The organism is Streptomyces sp. NPDC043176 (assembly GCF_056436715.1).
The window spans coordinates 113,171-129,553 of the sequence record NZ_JBWKCA010000012.1 but is presented as its reverse complement, the minus strand read 5'-3'; the positions used below and the strand labels follow the sequence as shown (position 1 = coordinate 129,553).

12 protein-coding genes, 1 tRNA gene and 1 pseudogene are annotated in these 16,383 nt (G+C 75.0%); 9 read left to right on the top strand and 5 right to left on the bottom strand.

Going from position 1 to position 16,383, the window contains the following annotated elements; translation table 11 throughout:
• The first annotated feature begins 13 nt into the window (after window positions 1-13).
• The 3 genes from tmk (at window position 14) to AC067A_RS21115 (ending at window position 7,041) form a co-directional block, all read left to right on the top strand.
• Window positions 14-3,358 (top strand): dTMP kinase, encoded by a 3,345-nt coding sequence (gene tmk / locus AC067A_RS21125; RefSeq protein WP_479244021.1) that lies wholly within the window; start codon window positions 14-16, stop codon window positions 3,356-3,358.
• A gap of 117 nt (window positions 3,359-3,475) precedes the next feature.
• Entirely contained in the window at window positions 3,476-4,255 is a 780-nt protein-coding gene (locus AC067A_RS21120; RefSeq protein ID WP_479244020.1) for an ABC transporter ATP-binding protein, read from the top strand.
• Complete coding sequence (locus AC067A_RS21115; RefSeq protein WP_479244019.1) at window positions 4,252-7,041, top strand: FtsX-like permease family protein; 2,790 nt, start codon at window positions 4,252-4,254, stop codon at window positions 7,039-7,041. Before AC067A_RS21120 ends, AC067A_RS21115 begins: the two co-directional genes overlap by 4 nt.
• Window positions 7,042-7,052: 11 nt before the next feature.
• Here AC067A_RS21115 and AC067A_RS21110 read toward each other — a convergent pair whose 3' ends face one another.
• A complete protein-coding gene (locus tag AC067A_RS21110) occupies window positions 7,053-7,697 on the bottom strand; it encodes a LuxR C-terminal-related transcriptional regulator (protein ID WP_479244018.1) in 645 nt (214 codons plus the stop codon).
• On the bottom strand, window positions 7,685-8,902 hold the full coding sequence (locus AC067A_RS21105) for a sensor histidine kinase (RefSeq protein WP_479244017.1): 1,218 nt from the start codon (window positions 8,900-8,902) through the stop codon (window positions 7,685-7,687). Before AC067A_RS21105 ends, AC067A_RS21110 begins: the two co-directional genes overlap by 13 nt.
• A gap of 231 nt (window positions 8,903-9,133) precedes the next feature.
• On the opposite strand from AC067A_RS21105, the gene AC067A_RS21100 reads away from it, so the two are divergent.
• The 4 genes from AC067A_RS21100 (at window position 9,134) to AC067A_RS21085 (ending at window position 12,580) form a co-directional block, all read left to right on the top strand.
• A complete protein-coding gene (locus AC067A_RS21100) occupies window positions 9,134-9,313 on the top strand; it encodes a hypothetical protein (protein WP_479244016.1) in 180 nt (59 codons plus the stop codon).
• Window positions 9,314-9,489: 176 nt separating this feature from the next.
• On the top strand, window positions 9,490-10,692 hold the full coding sequence (locus AC067A_RS21095) for a DNA polymerase III subunit delta' (protein WP_479244015.1): 1,203 nt from the start codon (window positions 9,490-9,492) through the stop codon (window positions 10,690-10,692).
• A 147-nt stretch (window positions 10,693-10,839) separates the two neighbouring features.
• Window positions 10,840-12,399 (top strand): alpha/beta hydrolase, encoded by a 1,560-nt coding sequence (locus AC067A_RS21090; RefSeq protein ID WP_479244014.1) that lies wholly within the window; start codon window positions 10,840-10,842, stop codon window positions 12,397-12,399.
• A 107-nt stretch (window positions 12,400-12,506) separates the two neighbouring features.
• Window positions 12,507-12,580: transfer RNA gene (locus AC067A_RS21085), tRNA-Thr, on the top strand.
• A 58-nt stretch (window positions 12,581-12,638) separates the two neighbouring features.
• Here AC067A_RS21085 and AC067A_RS21080 read toward each other — a convergent pair.
• From AC067A_RS21080 to AC067A_RS21070, 3 genes and pseudogenes are all read right to left on the bottom strand, one after another.
• A pseudogene (locus AC067A_RS21080) lies at window positions 12,639-12,998 on the bottom strand (ATP-binding protein); the annotation flags it as partial.
• 62 nt (window positions 12,999-13,060) lie between these two features.
• Window positions 13,061-13,453 carry an azurin gene (gene azu, locus AC067A_RS21075; protein ID WP_479244013.1) on the bottom strand — a complete coding sequence of 131 codons (393 nt, stop codon included), beginning with the start codon at window positions 13,451-13,453 and terminating at the stop codon, window positions 13,061-13,063.
• Between the two features lie 298 nt (window positions 13,454-13,751).
• A complete protein-coding gene (locus AC067A_RS21070; protein WP_479244012.1) occupies window positions 13,752-14,864 on the bottom strand; it encodes a LuxR C-terminal-related transcriptional regulator in 1,113 nt (370 codons plus the stop codon).
• Window positions 14,865-15,110: 246 nt separating this feature from the next.
• On the opposite strand from AC067A_RS21070, the gene AC067A_RS21065 reads away from it, so the two are divergent.
• The gene (locus tag AC067A_RS21065) at window positions 15,111-15,314 is read left to right on the top strand and encodes a hypothetical protein (protein WP_479244011.1); all 204 of its coding nucleotides are present in this window, start codon (window positions 15,111-15,113) and stop codon (window positions 15,312-15,314) included.
• A gap of 4 nt (window positions 15,315-15,318) precedes the next feature.
• Window positions 15,319-16,224, top strand: coding sequence for a beta/alpha barrel domain-containing protein (locus AC067A_RS21060; protein ID WP_479244010.1), 906 nt, complete (start codon window positions 15,319-15,321; stop codon window positions 16,222-16,224).
• The last annotated feature ends 159 nt before the right edge of the window (window positions 16,225-16,383 follow it).

Sequence of the window (16,383 nt, the reverse complement as noted above, 5' to 3'; positions counted from 1 at the left end):
ATAGGGTGGACGGATGACGCGAGCAGAGCAGCCAGACCGCCTCGGTGATTCCGACGCCGCACTCGTCGCGGATTCCCGGGAACGTGCCGTCAGCGCCCTCTTGCGCCACCAGCCGTTGCGCCGGCTGTGGAGCGCCCACGCGCTCGGCAGCACCGGCGACGTCCTCGCCCTCCTCGTGCTCGTCCTCCTCGGCCTCCAGGCGGCCGTCGCCGAGGGCGCGCTCGGGGGCGGCTACCGGGGGGCCGCGCTCGCCGTGGCCGCCGTCGTCGGCGCGCGCCTGCTGGCCACGGTCGTCTTCGGAGCGGTCCTGCTCGGACCGCTGACCGCGCTGACCGGACCCGGCGGCGCCCTCGACCGGCGCTGGACCATGATCGGCGCCGACGCGGTGCGGATCGCGCTGCTCGTCGTCGCCCCGCTGTGGATCGACTGGACCCCGTCGGCCGCGCTCTGGTACCTGCTCGGCACGGTCTTCGTCACCGGTGCGGCCGAGCGGCTGTGGACGATCAGCCGCGAGAGCGCCGCACCCGCGCTGCTGCCCGCCCCGCCGCTGGAGGGAGCCGCCGTACGGCCGCTGCCCGACCACCTCGGCGCCCTGCGCAGGCTCTCGCAGCGCACCGGCTTCCTCGCCGTTCCGGCCGCGGCCGCCGCCCTGCTCGTCGCGACCCTGATCGGCAACCTGCTCGGCGCCGGACTCGACTGGTTCTCGCTGCACCAGGCCGCCCTCGGCTCGTACGTCGCCGCCGGGCTCTTCGCCGCCTCCGTCGCCGTCGTGTACGCCATGGCGCTGCCCGGCGGCGAGACGCCCCGGCCCCGCTCGCCCCTCGAAGGGCTGCGCCGCCCGTCCGCCGGGAAGGGCACCGCGCCGGACGGGAAGGCCGTGGCCGAGAAGGGCCGTACCGGCGCCCTGCCGCTGCTCGTCCTGACCTGCGCCACCGTCGCCGGGGCCATCGCCGCCGCCGCGTCCGTCGCCGTCCTCCACGCGTACGACCTGGGCGGCGGCCCCGTCACGTACGCGCTGCTCGTCCTGGCCCTCAGCGGTGCCACCGCCGTCGGCATCCGCACCGCGGGCTCCGTCCTTCCCGTGCTGTCCCGGCGCCGGCTGCTGGCCCTGGTCACCGCCGTCACCGGGATCGCCCTGATCGCGATGGGCCTGGTGCCGGACACGGCGACCGTGCTGTTCCTCGCCGTCCTCGCCGGGTACGCCGCCGGGGTCGCCGCGAACACCGGCCACCACCTCGTCGACCAGGAGACCGAGGAGCCCCGCCGGGCCCGGACCACCGAACACCTCCAGGCCACCGCCCGGGTCGGCATGGCCGTCGGCGCGCTCGCCGCGCCGCTCCTCGCCGCCGCGATCGGCCCGCACCGGCTCGCCTCCGGAGACTTCGTCCTCGCGCACGGCGGCGCCGCCTTCACGCTCGTCCTCGTCGGCGCCCTGCTGCTGCCCGTCGCCGCGCTCGTCCTCGCGAAGACCGACGACCGCGCCGGGGTCCCGCTTCGCCGCGACCTGCGCGACGCGCTGCGCGGTTCCGACCCGGTCCAGGCACCCTCGACGACCGGCTTCTTCATCGCCCTGGAGGGCGGCGACGGCGCCGGGAAGTCCACGCAGGTCCAGGCACTCGCCGAGTGGATCCGCGCCAAGGGCCACGAGGTGGTCGTCACCCGCGAGCCCGGCGCCACCCCCATCGGCAAGCGGCTCCGCTCGATCCTCCTCGACGTGTCGTCGGCGGGTCTCTCGAACCGCGCCGAGGCCCTGCTGTACGCGGCCGACCGCGCCGAGCACGTCGACTCCCTGGTCCGGCCGGCCCTGGAGCGGGGCGCGATCGTCCTCTCCGACCGGTACATCGACTCGTCCGTCGCCTACCAGGGCGCGGGCCGCGACCTGTCCCCCACCGAGATCGCCCGCATCTCCCGCTGGGCGACCAGCGGACTCGTCCCGCACCTGACCGTGGTGCTCGACGTCTCCCCGGAGACCGCGCGGGAACGGTTCACCGAGGCCCCCGACCGGCTGGAGTCCGAGCCGCCCGAGTTCCACGCGCGCGTACGGGCCGGATTCCTCGCCCTCGCGGCCGCCGACCCGAGCCGCTACCTCGTCGTCGACGCCGGCCAGGAGCCGGAAGCCGTCACCACCGTCGTACGCCACCGGCTCGACCGGATGCTGCCGCTCTCCGAGGCCGAGGTGAAGGCCGCCGAGGAGGCGCGCCGGAAGGCCGAGGAGGAGGCCCGGCGCCAGGCCGAGGAAGAGGCCGCCCGCAAGGCCGAGGAGGAGCGCCTGGAGCGCGAGCGGCAGGCGCAGCTCGCCAAGCTCCGCGCCGAGGAGGAGGAGCGCAAGCGGCGCGAGGAGGAAGAGGCGCGCCGCCTGGAGGCCGAACGACAGGCGGAGGAGGCCCGCCGCCTGGCCGAGGAGGCCCGGATCGCCGCGGAGCTCGCCGCCGAGGAGGAGCGCAGGCGCCTCGCGGCCGAGGAGAAGGCCCGCCAGGAGGAGCAGGAGCGGCTCCGCAAGGAGGCCGAGGAGGAGGCCCGGCTCCGGGCCGAGGCCGAGGAACGCCGCCTGGAGAAGCAGCGCAAGGCCGAGGAGGCCCTCCTCCGCGCCGAGGAGGCCCGCCGGATGGCCGAGGCCGCCGCCGCCGCGAAGGCCGCCGAGGCGGCCGCGGTGCGGGCAGCCTCGGAGAAGGCCGCCGCCAAGGCCGCGGCCGAGAAGGCGGCCGCGGAACGAGCCGCCGCCGAGCAGGCCGCCGCCCAGCGTGCCGCGGCCACGAAGGCCGCGCAGGAGAAGGCCGCCGTCGAGCGGGCCGAGGCGGTGAAGGCGGCCGCGGGGAAGAAGGCCGAGGCCGAGCGCGTGGCCGCCGAGCAGGCGGCCCGTGCCGCCGAGGAGTCGGCGAACGAGGTCACGGTGGAGACGCCGGTCGTGAAGCCGGCCGAGCCGAAGGTCTCGCCGAACGAGGTCACGGTGGAGACCCCGGTCGTGAAGCCGGCCGAGCCGAAGGTCTCGCCGAACGAGGTCACCGTGGCCACCCCCGTCGTGCGGTCCGAGGCCGACGAGACGGCCGTCCTGCCCCTCGTCCGCGAGACCAGGGACGCCGACGAGACCGCGGTCCTGCCTCCCGTGCGCGACACCGCTCCGGTCCGCCGCCCCCGCGCGGCCGACCCCGCCGACCGGGTCCCGCAGGACATCTTCCGCGACGGGCACGACGACCCGAACGGCGCGAACGACCGCACCCGCGAGCTGCCCCAGCTCGACGAGAACGGCCGGCCCCGCCGCTCCGACTGGGCCGAGGAGACCCCCCTCGACGATCTGCCGACCCTCGCCGACGAGCTGTTCGGTCCGCACGCCGAGGAGGACGACGGCCGCCGCCGCTGACACCCCGGCGCGGGTGCGGCGGGCCTCGTGCCCGGATGGGGGGTGGAGCTAGCTCCACCCCCCATCCGGAAGCCAGCCCCATACCGTCGTGACCTGCGCTTTTCTAGCGTTGTCGGCATGATGACGACAGCAGTGACGGAGAGCGGTGCGGCGGCCCTCGCCCTGGACGGGGTGTCCCGGGCGTACGGAGGAGGCGCACCCGCGCTCGACGGGGTGAGCCTGACCGTGCCGCGCGGCCGGTTCGTGGCGATCATGGGTCCGTCGGGCTCCGGCAAGTCCACGCTGTTGCGCTGTGCCGCCGGCCTCGAACGGCCGACGGCCGGAACGGTACGGATCGGCGGCACCGACCTCGCCACGCTGAAGACCTCCGGTCTCACCCGGCTGCGGCGCGACCGGATCGGCTTCGTCTTCCAGTCGCTCAACCTCGTCTCCGCCCTGAACGTCCGCGAGAACGTCACCCTGCCGCTGCTCCTCGCCGGAGCCCGCGGCGGCCGGGCGCTCGACGCCCGCGCCCTGGCCGGTCTCGACGCCGTGGGCCTCGCCGACCGCGCCGACGACGCCCCCGAGCACCTCTCCGGCGGCCAGCGGCAGCGGGTCGCGATCGCCCGCGCCCTCGTCAACGAACCCGAGGTCGTCTTCGCCGACGAGCCCACCGCCGCACTCGACCCCGTCACCGCCGCCGGCGTCCTCGCCCTCCTGCGCCGCGCCGTCGACGAGCGGGGCCGCACGGTCGTCCTCGTCACCCACGACCCGGTCGCCGCCGCCTGGACGGACGAGGCCGTGTTCCTGGAGCGCGGCCGGCTCGTCGACCACCTCGTCCACCCGGACGAGGCCGGTGTACGGCAGGCCCTGGGCGTCCGCGCCGCGGCCGGGCGGTTCGGGGCGGTGGCGCGATGAGCCGGCTGGGAGACCCCGCGGTCGGTCTGCTCGCCGCCCGGTCCTTGCGGACGCACCGCAAGGCGTGGGCCGCCGTGTTCGCGGCCGTCGCCGTCACCTCCTCGCTGCTCGGCGCCCTGGCCCTCGCCCTCGGCTCCGCCGGGCTCGGCCACGCGCGCGTGGAGCGGTTCGCGGCCGCGCCCGTCGTCGTCGCCGGCGACCAGGAGGTCCGCTGGACGACCGAACCGTGGGGCAGTGAGCCCACCACGACGACCGCGGGCCTCACCGAGCGGGTACGCGTACCGGCCGCCGCCGTCGACGTGCTCCGCGCGGTCCCGGGCGTCCGGGCGGCCGTACCGGACGACACCTTCGCCGTGCGGGAGCCGGCGGACGACACGCTCGCCGTACGGGCGTCGGGGGCGGGTGCCGGTACGCGGGCCGCCGGTACGGCCGCCGGGGCGCGGACCTACACCGGGCGGTCCTGGGAGGCCGCCGCGCTCGCCCCGTACAGGCTGGTCGACGGCCGGGAGCCCCGGGAGGCCGGAGAGGTCGTCGCGGGAGCGGGAAGGAAAGTGGGAACGGGAACGGGAACGGGAACGGGAACGGGAACGGGAACGGGAGCGGGAGCTGGAACGGAGAGCGGACCCGGGGCCGTCGGCGGCGGAACCGAGGCCGGGGGGCGTGGCGGCCTGCGGGTCGGGGACACCGTCGCCGGCCGGACGGTCGTCGGCGTGGCGGACGGCCCGGCCGCGCTGTACTTCACGGCGGGGGAGGCGCGGAGGCTCGCCGGACACCCCGGGGCCGTGGACGCCGTCGGTGTCCTCGGCGAGCCCGGCGTACCGGTGGACACCCTCCACGCGCGCGTACGGGCGGCCCTGGACGCCGCGGGCCTGAAGGACACCGCCGCGGGGCAGCCGCTCCGGGCGTTCACCGGCGACGGCCGGGGCGGTGCCGAGCACCTCGCCGCGCCGCCCGCCCGCATGGACCTCCTCCAGATGCTCGCCGCCATCTCCGGGACGGTCGTCCTCGTCGCCGTCCTGGTGCTCGCCTCCCTGGTCGCCCAGGCGCTCCGGCAGCGCTCCGCCGAGCGGGACCTGCTGCTGTCCGTCGGGGCGACGCCCCGCCAGGTGCGGGCGGCGGCCGGCCGGGAGGTGACCCGGGTCGCGGGGGCGGCGGCGCTGCTCGGCGCGCTCGCGGCCGTACCGGCGTTCCTCGCGCTGTGGTCGATGCTGCGGGGCCGTACCGGAGTCGTCCCCGAGGGCCTCGAACTTCCCGTCCCTCCCTGGCTGTTCGCCGGCGTCCTCGTCGTCGTCGCCGTCGTCGTGGGCATCACCCGGCTCGTCGTCCTCTTCGCGGCACAGCGGCCCGGACGGCCGGGGAAGGGCGGCGTGCGGCGCGCCTTCGGGATCGCGCTCCTCGTGCTCGGGGCGACGGCCGCCGGCACCGCCACCGCCCAGGGCGGCGACGCGGCCGCGGCCGCCGCCGGAGCCTCCACGGTGACGCTGGTCATCGGCTGCGCGCTGCTCGGCCCGTGGATCGCGCGGGCCGCGATGAGCGTCCTGGACCGGCCGTTCCGGTGGTTCGGCGGCGCGCCCGGACGGCTCACGGCGGCCGCGGCGACCGCGCACTCGCGCCGCCTCGGCGCCGCGCTCGTCCCCGTCGTCCTCGTCACCGCCTTCGCGCTGGTGCAGCTCGCGGCCGGCACGACCATGGAACGGGCCGCCGGGGAACAGGCGCGGGCCGCGACCACCGCCGACCTCGCGTTCTCCGGCACGACGGCCGAGCGGGTACGGCGACTGCCGGGGGTGAAGTCGGCCACGGACGTGCTGCGTTCCACGGTCGTCCTGGCCCGTACGCAGGCCGGATCGCCGAGCCTCGACCGGCTTCCCGTCCTCGGCGTGGACGCCGCCGGTCTGGCGGGCACGCTCGACCCGGGCGTCGTCGCGGGAGACCTGGCCGGACTCGGCCGGCCCGGCACCGTCGCGGTCGGCGCGGTCATGGCCGACTCCCTTGACGCCAAGCCCGGTTCGACGGTCGAGCTGCGCTTCGGCGACGGGACGCCGAAGCGGCTTCGGGTGGTGGCCGTCTACGAACGCTCGCTCGCCCTCGGCGAGTTCCTGCTGCCGAAGTCCGAACTGGCCCCGCACATGAGCGATCCGTACCCCGCGCGCGTACTGGCGTCGACGGAATCCGGCTCGACGGACTCGGCGTCCACGGGCTCTCCGTCGGCGGATTCGATGTCCACGGGCTCGGCGGCCACGGGCTCGACGTCCATGGGCTCGTCGTCGGCGGACTCGACGTCCGTGGGCTCGATGTCCACGGACTCGATGTCCACGGGCCCCACGTCGACGGGCTCCCAGCCGACGGGCCTCGCGTCCGCGGGTCTGATCTCGACGGGCGGGTCCGTCGCGCCCGAACAGGTGACGCTTCCCGGGGCCGAGATGAACGGGATCGTGTCGGCCGCCGTGGTCGGTGCCATCGGCGGACTCACCCTCCTCTCGGTCCTCAGCACCCTCGCCCTGATCGGCGCGGGGCGGCGCGGGGAGCTGGCACTGCTTCGCCAGGTGGGCGCCTCCGCCGGTCAGCTGCGCCGGATGCTCGGCCTGGAGGCCGGGTTCCTCACCGCGACGGGACTGCTCGTCGGGACCGTGGTGGCCGCCCTGCCGCTCACGGCCTTCGCCTGGGCGCTGACCGGCGGCCTGCCGTACCTGCCGCCCGGGCAGGCCGGGCTGATCGCCGGGACGGTGGTGGTGACGGTGCTGGTCGGCGTGTTCCTGCCCGGTGCGGGACGCCGGGCGGGGAACTGACCCGGGGCCCGTCAGGCTTCCAGGTACGCCAGCACGGCGAGGACCCGGCGGTGGCCGCCGCCGTCACTCGGCGGCAGGCCGAGCTTCGCGAAGACGTTGCCGATGTGCTTGTGCACGGCCCGCTCGGTGACCACCATCGAGCGGGCGATCGTGCCGTTGTCGTGGCCTTGCGCCATCAGCTCCAGGACCTCGCGCTCGCGGGGCGTGAGGGAGTCCAGGGGGTCGTCGCGGCGACGCGCCAGCAGCTCGGTGACGACCTCCGGGTCCAGGGCCGTACCGCCGGAGGCGACCCGTTCCAGGGCGTCCAGGAACTCGTCGACCCGCCCCACCCGGTCCTTCAGGAGGTAGCCGACGCCCCGCGCGCCGCCGCCCAGCAACTCCGCCGCGTACGTCTCCTCCACGTACTGGGAGAGCACGAGGACCGGCAGGTCCGGCAGCGCCTCCCGCGCCGCGAGCGCCGCCCGCAGCCCCTCGTCGCGGAAGCCGGGCGGCATCCGCACGTCCAGGACGGCCACGTCCGGGCGGTGCTCCAGGAGCAGCGGCAGGATCTCGGGGCCGGTGGCCGCGACCCCGGCGACCTCGTGCCCGGAGGAGGTCAGCAACAGCACCAGGCCCTCCCTCAGGAGGGCGTTGTCCTCGGCGATCACCACACGCACGGAAGCTCCACTTCGATCACGGTCGGGCCCCCTTCGGGGCTGGTCAGACATACGGTTCCGTCGAGTGCCGCCACCCGGCGGCGCATGCCCGTCAGACCGGACCCACCACCTTCCCCCGCCTCGGCCCCGCCCAGGCCCTCGTCCCGCACGCGCACGCGTAGGCCGGTCCGCTCGCGGGCGAGGTCGACGGACGCGCGGTCGGCCCCACTGTGCTTGGCGGCGTTGGTGAGGGCCTCGGCGACGACGAAGTACGCGGCGGCCTCGACGGCGGCGGGCGCGCGGGGACCGTCGTCCCCGTCCCCGTCCCGGTTCTTGTTCTCGTTCCCCGCGCGGTCGGCGAGGCCGGTCACCGAGACCGCGACCTCCAGGCCGCTGCTCGCGGCGAGGGCGCGCACCGCTCCGGACAGACCGCGGTCGGTGAGGATCGGCGGGTGGATGCCGCGCACCACGTGCCGCAGCTCGGTGAGGGCCTCTTCGGCCTGCGTCTGGGCGTCGTCGAGGAGCTTGCGGGCGGTCGCGGGATCGGAGTCGTACGCCCGCCGGGCGAGGCCGATCCGCATGGAGAGCGCCACCAGGCGGGCCTGTGCCCCGTCGTGGAGGTCGCGTTCGATCCGGCGCAGCTCGGCGCCGTGCGCGGCGACCGCGCCCGCCCGGGTGGCCGTCAGCTGCTCGATGCGGGCGGCCAGCGCCGCGTCCCGGGCGGCCGACGGGATCGGCGTGAGCAGCGCGCGCGACCAGTCGGCCGCGAGGCCGGCGAGCCGGCCGATCAGCGGCAGGGCCACCGGCCGCCGCCCCGCGAGCCCGGTCCACACCCCGTCGACCAGTAGCGCGGGCACCCACACGATCAGTGACAGGTACCAGAGGACCGACCCGTAGAGCAGCTGTGCGGCGGCCCACACCAGGTCCCGCCGGGTGCCGGGGTCGGTGACGGCCGTCCGTACGCGCGCGGGGAGCGGCCCTTCGAGCGGCAGATACGCCTCGGGGACGGGCGTCCCGGTCCACGCGGCCGTACGGCGCCGTTCCCAGCCGGCCATCCGTCGCAGCAGCAGCACGCTCTCGGGGAGCACGCCGGCGCCGATGACCGTGGCGGTGAGGAGCGCGGTGAAGAGGGCTACGCCCACCATCAGGTAGCAGAGCAGCGAGATCGCGGCCCCGACCGTGAGGTGGAGCCATCCTCTCGCCGCTTCCTTGATCGCCTCGCGCATGGAGCCAGGGTAGGCGGCCGCCGCGGGGGAGACGGTGGAGCGGGCTACACCCTCGTTCCGGGGGCGGGCACCGCTGTGCGCGGGTCCGCCGCGGGCGAGGATCGAGGAGTCGCCGGCGACCGCCGCCGACCACACCCCGGAACACGTCCGGGTCTCCCTCCCGAGCTCACCCGAGCGCCGGGACCCACCCCCGGGCTCACCGGAGCCCCACGCACTCCACGGAGACATCCCATGCGCGCCCTTCTCTGGCTGCTGCTCGCCGCGAGCGTTCTGGCCAACGTCTACATCGGCACCTTCGCCGACCTGACCGGCGGCCTGCGGATCGCGGGGAGCGTCGGCACCGGCGCGGTCCTGCTCGGCTCGGCGGCGGGCCTGTGGCTCACCCGGCCGCGCGAGGGGGCCCGGCCGTGAGGCGAGGGGCCCGGCCGTGAGGCGAGGGGCCCGGCCGTGAGGCGACAGGGCCCGGCCGTGGGGCGAGGGGCCCGGCCGTGAGGATGGCGGGGTGAGGTGCCCGGCCGCACCGCCGTCCGGCGGGGGCTGTCAGAGGACTGCCCCACAATGGAGTGCGTACCTGAGGAGGGGCAGACATGGCCGTATGGGACGACCTGGTCGGACAGGCGCGGGTCGAGGAGCAGCTCGCCGCCGCCGCGCGGGACGCCGACGCGCTCGTGACCGCCCATGCCGCCGGCGAGCCCGAGCCCGAGGCCTCGAAGATGACCCACGCGTGGCTCTTCACCGGCCCGCCGGGGGCCGGCCGGGAGACCGCGGCGCGGGCGTTCGCCGCCGCGCTGCAGTGCGTGAGCCCCGACCGGGCGCTGGGCGGGGCGCCGGGCTGCGGGTTCTGCACCGGATGCCACACCGCGCTGGTCGGCACCCACGCCGACGTGACCACCGTCAAGGCCGTCGGCGCCGTGGTCCGCGCCGAGGACATGCGCGACACCGTGCGCAAGTCGTACACGGCGCCGGCGAACGGCCGCTGGCAGGTGATCCTGGTGGCCGACGCCGAGCGGCTGAACGAGAAGTCGGCCAACGCCGTCCTGAAGGCCGTGGAGGAGCCCGCCCGGCGAACCGTGTGGCTGCTCTGCGCGCCCTCCCTGGAGGACGTGCTGCCCACCATCCGCTCCCGCTGCCGCCACCTGAACCTGAGCACGCCGTCGGTGGCGGCCGTCGCCGACGTGCTCGTACGCCGGGACGGCATCGAACCGGAAGCGGCGTACGCCGCGGCCCACGCCACCCAGGGGCACGTCGACCGGGCCCGGCGGCTCGCCACCGACGAGCGGGCCCGCGCGCGCCGGGCCGCCGTCCTCAAGGTGCCGCTGCGCGTCGAGGACGTCGGCGGCTGCCTCAAGGCGGCCCAGGAGCTCTTCGACGTGGCGGAGGAGGACGCGAAGCAGCTCGCGGAGGAACTGGACACCAAGGAGACCGAGGAGCTGAAGGCGGCCCTCGGCGTGGCCCCGGGCGGCCGACTGCCGCGCGGCACGGCCGGCGTGATGAAGGACCTGGAAGCGGACCAGAAGCGGCGCAGGACGCGCACCCAGCGCGACAGCCTCGACCTGGCGCTCACCGACCTGACCGGCTTCTACCGCGACGTCCTCGCCCTCCAGCTCCGCACCCGCACCGCCCTGGCCAACACGGACGTGCGAGACGCCATCGAGCGGGTCGCCCGCGCCTCCACCCCCGAGCGGACCCTCCGCCGCATCGAGTCGATCCTCGCCTGCCGCGAGGCACTCGACCGCAACGTGGCCCCGCTGCTCGCCATGGAGGCGATGACCCTGGCGCTGCGCGACTAGAGGGTGCCAGAGCGGCCGGGCCCGTGGTGTGGCCTCATCCCGGGGCCTCTCCGGCAGATCGCGCCCGGGGGTGTCCGGCAGGTCACGCCCCGGGGTGGGGGAAGCGCGATTGGACACGGTGCGTACTCGTCCGGATACGCTCCGGGGATGGACTCCAGGCGTTTGCTCCGCACGTCCGCAACGGCCCTCGCGGCCGCCGGACTGATCCTCTCCGGTTGTACGGGCGGAAGCGACGCCGCCGCCTCCCGGAGCACCCCGACGGGCCGCGCCTCCGCCGGCTCCGCCGCGGCGCCCGAGGCCGCGGCGCTGAAGAAGTACTACGGGCAGAGGCTGACCTGGCGCGACTGCGGCGTCACGGACTTCCAGTGCGCGACGCTGCTCGCGCCGCTCGACTACGCGAAACCGGAGGCCGGGGACGTCAAGCTGGCCGTCTCGCGGGTACGGGCCACCGGCCCCGGGAAGCGGCTCGGATCGCTCCTGGTCAACCCCGGCGGGCCGGGCGGCTCGGCCGTCGGCTACCTCCAGGGGTACGCGGGCATCGGCTACCCCGCACCCGTCCGCGCCCGCTACGACATGGTGGCCGTCGACCCGCGCGGAGTCGCCCGCAGCGAGCCGGTCGACTGCCTGACGGGCCCGCAGATGGACGCGTACACACAGGTCGACCAGACACCCGACGACATGGCCGAGGTCAACGCGCTCAGCGCCGCCTTCAAGGAGTTCGCGGCCGGCTGCGAGAAGAAGTCCGGCGCGATCCTCCCGCACGTCTCCACCGTCGACGCGGCCCGCGACATGGACATCCTGCGGGCGGTGCTCGGCGACGAGAAGCTCACGTACGTGGGGGCGTCGTACGGCACCTTCCTGGGCGCCACGTACGCCGAGCTCTTCCCCGCCCGGGTCGGCCGCCTCGTCCTCGACGGCGCGATGGACCCCTCGCTCCCCGCGGTCGACCTGAACCGCGACCAGACCGCGGGCTTCGAGACCGCCTTCCGCGCCTTCGCCGCCGACTGCGTCCGCAAGCCGGACTGCCCCCTCGGCACCGGGTCGGTCGCGGCGGCCGGCCAGGCGCTCAGGTCCTTCTTCCGCGACGTCGACGCCAAGCCGGTGCCCACCGGCGAGAGCCGCGCGCTCGGCGAGTCGCTCGCCACCACCGGCGTGATCGCGGCGATGTACGACGAGGGTGCCTGGCCCCAGCTGCGCGAGGCCCTCACCCGGGCCATCGGCGGCGAGGGCTCGAACCTCCTCGCCCTCGCCGACAGCTACTACGAGCGCGAGGCGGACGGCACTTACGCCAACCTCATGTTCGCCAACGCCGCCGTGAACTGCCTCGACCTCCCGCCCGCCTACGCCGCCCCCGCCGACGCCGGCAAGGCCGTCCCCTCCTTCGAGAAGGCCTCCCCGGTCTTCGGCGCCGGCCTCGCCTGGGCCGCCCTCAACTGCACCTACTGGCCCACCCCGCCCACCGGCCGGCCCCACCGCATCACCGCCGACGGCGCCGCCCCGATCCTCGTCGTCGGCACCACCCGCGACCCCGCCACCCCCTACCAGTGGGCCCGCTCCCTCGCCGACCAGCTCTCCTCCGGCACCCTCCTCACCTACGACGGCGACGGCCACACCGCCTACGGCCGCGGCAGCGACTGCATCGACACCGCCATCAACACCTACCTCCTGGAAGGCACCCCTCCACAAGACGGAAAGCGCTGCTCATAGCCCCGCCCCCCGCCCCGTCCGCCACCGATCCGACCCTGGTCAAAGCACCCTCGGAAACTGTGTAGACTTGGCGACGCTGCTGCACCCACCATGGGTCCACACAGCACGCCGCCTTAGCTCAGTTGGCCAGAGCAACGCACTCGTAATGCGTAGGTCTCGGGTTCGAATCCCGAAGGCGGCTCGGAATTACCCCAGGACTCACTCGCCGTGACCTGGGGTTTTTTCATTCACCGGATGCGTCGGCGCCGTCGAGCGCGGGACGAGCCGGCGGCGTGGTCAAGGGCGGTCTGCGCGAGGACGTCGCCCTTGATGACGTCGTCGTCGAGGTCGTCCAGGCCGGCCCGGTAGGCGTCCAGGGCTCCGAGGCCGGTGGCCATGTCGAGCTGGGCGCACAGGTGGGCGAAGTCGGCCATCCGCAGGTCGGTGGGGATCCGGACCTGGGCGGCGCGGACCTTGACGGTGAGGTCGAGCAGGGAGCCGAGGACGACCGGCAGGATCTCCGCGAACTCCGCCCACCACTCGGCCTCGGCGCGCCACGCGCGAGGGCGTTCCAGGCGCAGCGGGAGGAGGCGTTCGGCGAGGTCGGGGCGGATGACGCCGTAGGAGAACGGCCCGGTCGCCCGCCTTGAAGCAGGCAACCGGGCCGGGGCGTAGGCGGTCGTTACTTCACGACGACCTTGCCCTTCATCATCGAGATGTGCCCGGGGAAGGTGCAGAAGAAGGAGTAGTCCCCGCCGGCCTCCAGCTTGGAGGTCTCGAACGTGACGGAGGTTTCCTTCTCCGGAGCTCCGATCATCGCGGTGTAGGCGATGATGGCCGCGTTGTCCTTGTTGATGTAGTCCTTTTCGAGCCCCTGGCTCATGCCCTCGGTGGCGATGGCCTGCATGTCGGCCGTCTTGCTGATGACCAGGTTGTGACCCATCACGTTCTTCGGCAGGTTGCCGGAGTGGGTGAGGCGGATCGTGAAGTCCCTACAGCTCTTGTCGATCGTGATCTCTTTGGTGTCGTAGCTCATCTGATCCGTGGAATCGACGGTTGCCGAGCAGTCGGCCATGGCTCTCCTTCGAGGTGTTCTTGCCGCAGGTACAGCTGGTCAACAGCCGGATCCTTCAGGGAGACACGTTCAACGGGCGATCTCAGCCGCGGTCTCACTCCTCGCTCCGTCCGCAGGTGTCCGCCGGCGTCCGCCGTTGGCCGCGAAGACCCCTGACCAGCGGTGCAGCCACCTGGGCGGACGTCCACGGATGCCCCGGAACGAGATCGGACAACTCGTATGCGGAGGGCTCGGGTTCGAATCCCGAAGGCGGCTCGTCTGGAACCCCGGGTCGGACATGGTCCGGGCTGGGGCTCTTTCAGGTGCGGAGGGCGGTGGTCTCCTGTTGGGCGAGGAGGTAGCCGGCCTGGAAGCGGCTGTCGGCGCCGAGGGCGGACATGACGTCGGCGACGTGGCGGCGGCAGCTGCGGACGGAGAGGCCGAGGCGGCGGGCGATGGCGGCGTCGGTGAGGCCTTCGGTGAGGAGGCGGACGATGGTCTGCTTGAGCTCGTCGGAGATGTCCATGATGGTCTGGCGGTCCCATTCGGTCTCGAAGGGGAGGGCTTCGAGCCAGAGGCGCTCGTAGGCGCCGGTCATGAAGGCGACCACGTGCGGCTCGCGGATCAGGACGGCCGCCTGGGGGTCGTCGGGCACCGGGATGACCGCCGTGGCGCGGTCGAAGACGATGAGGCGCATGAACTCGTCGTCGAGGGTGCGGACCTGGGCGCCGAGCCGGCCGACCCGCTCGACGTAGGCGCAGGTGCCGGCGGAGAAGCGGGCGGTGTGCTGGTAGAGCATGCGCATGCGGACGCCGCGGCGCAGGAGTTCCTCGTCGCGGGCCACGGCCTCCTCCAGGACCTCGGCGCGGCGGCCACCGCCCGGCTGGGCGGTGAGGACCTCGCGTTCGCAGGTGCGGCCCAGTTCGGTGATGGCCTCCCGTACCGAGCGGAGGTCGGTGAGCAGCTCGACGGACTCCGTCTGCCGCAGGTGGGTGAGGCGGCGCAGGTGTGACTCGTAGAGCGGCATGAACGCCATCAGCTGTTCGCGGCTGCGTTCCATGTGCCGGCGGCGGGCGCGCATCTCGCGTTCGAGCGGCCCGAGGGTGCGCTGGACGGCCTCGTCGGGTGCGACGGGCAGCACGGCGCGTTCCGGGGTGCGGCGCAGCAGCCCCATGTCGAGGAGGGCGGAGACGGCGGACTCCACGCGGGCGAGGGGGAGTTGCAGCTCCTCGGCCAGCTCGGCGGGGTGCGCTGCCGGCCGTGCCGGGTCGCGGTCGAGGACGCGGCCGTAGACGCGGGTCAGCGGGTCGTCGTCGGCGGTGGTGGCAGCCGGTCCTTCGGCGGCGGGTGGGGTCGGGAGAGCGGTGTCCGGGTGGGTCTCCCGGACCGTTCGAGTGCGGCCGGAGCCGTGCCTTCGGTCGGTTATCGACACTTTGTCCCCCGTTTGTCATGGCGTCCTGTTGCTGCCATGCAGGCTCATGAGCCATGCGGTCGGACCCATAGGCATGCAGTCGCGGGATACGTTCATCCCACCGCCCAGAAGGTCAAAGCGCACCAAGCTCGCACAGCCCGTGAAGCGCGCAACCCGCCACAGACCATCACGACCTCCTCGTGACCTCCTCGCGGCGTCCTCGCGACGCCCCCTCGCGGAAAGAGAGCACCCGACATGAAGCGGCGGATGCGCAGCAGCCTCCTCGCCACCACGCTGATCACCGGCCTCGCGGGTCTGGCCGCCGTCACCGCGACCCAGGCCGTCGGCGGCACCCGCGCCGACGACACCGGGTGGGGCGCGAGCGTCCTGAGCGGCACGTACGGCGCCGACGGCACCGGACGGGGCGCGCCGGTCGCCGGCGCCGGCACCCACGACACCGGCTGGGGATGACCCCGTGACCCTGCTCGACTGCACCCTGCGCACCGGCGGGCAGCTCACCGGCGGCTCCGTACCGCCCGCGCTGGCCGCCGACTACCTCGCGGTCTGCGCGCGGATCGGCGTCGACGTCGTCGAGCTGGGCACCGTCCACGACCCCGCCGGCCCCGGAGCCCCCTTCGGCGAGCTGCTGCCGGTCCCCCTTCCCGACGACCACGACGAGCGGTACGGGCCGCGCTTCTCCGTCCTGCTCGACACGGCCCTGCTGCCCGTCACGGACAGCGCGGCCACGGCGGCCGCCGGCCGGATCGCCGAGGCGCTCGCCGCCGGCTCCGTCCCCGTCGGCCTGGTGCGGCTCGCCGTCCGGTACGACCGGGTGGCCCGCGCCGCCGCTCCGCTGCACCGCCTGAGGGAGGCCGGGCTCGGCGTCTGTCTCTTCCTCACCGACATCGACCTCGCCTCCTACCGCGAACTCGACCGCTGTCTCGGCGAGGCCGCGGCGCTCGGCCCCCTCGACGCCGTGTTCCTCGTCGACTCGCTCGGCTCGTTCCGCCCGGAGCGGGTCATCGAACTCGTCCAGTCGACCCGGGCCGCCGTCACCGCCCCCGTCGGCATCCACGCCCACGACAACCAGGGCTTCGCCCTGCACAACACCGTCGTCGCCGGCAGCGCCGGAGCCACCTGGCAGGACACCGCCGTCCACGGGATCGGTCCGGGCGCCGGAATGACCCGAACCGAGCAGCTGCTCGCCCTGCTCGGCGCCGCGCCCGCCGACCTCACGCCCCTGCTCGCGCTCATCGCCGCCCATGTCGCCCCGCTGAAGCGGCGGTACGGGTGGGGGGCCGGGCCCCGCCAGGTCATGGCCGGCCTGGCCCGCATCCCGGTCTCGGCGGTGCGGGGACTGGACCAGCACGCCGGCCCCTGAGCCGACGGGCCTCCGGCCCCTGAGCCGACGGGCCCCGGCCCCTGAGCCGACGGGCCCCGGCCCCTGAGCCGACGGGCCCCGGCCCCTGAGCCGACGGGCCCCGGCCCCTGAGCCGACAGGCCCCCGGCCCCGGCGGGCTCCGTCCTCTCGTCCCGTCCT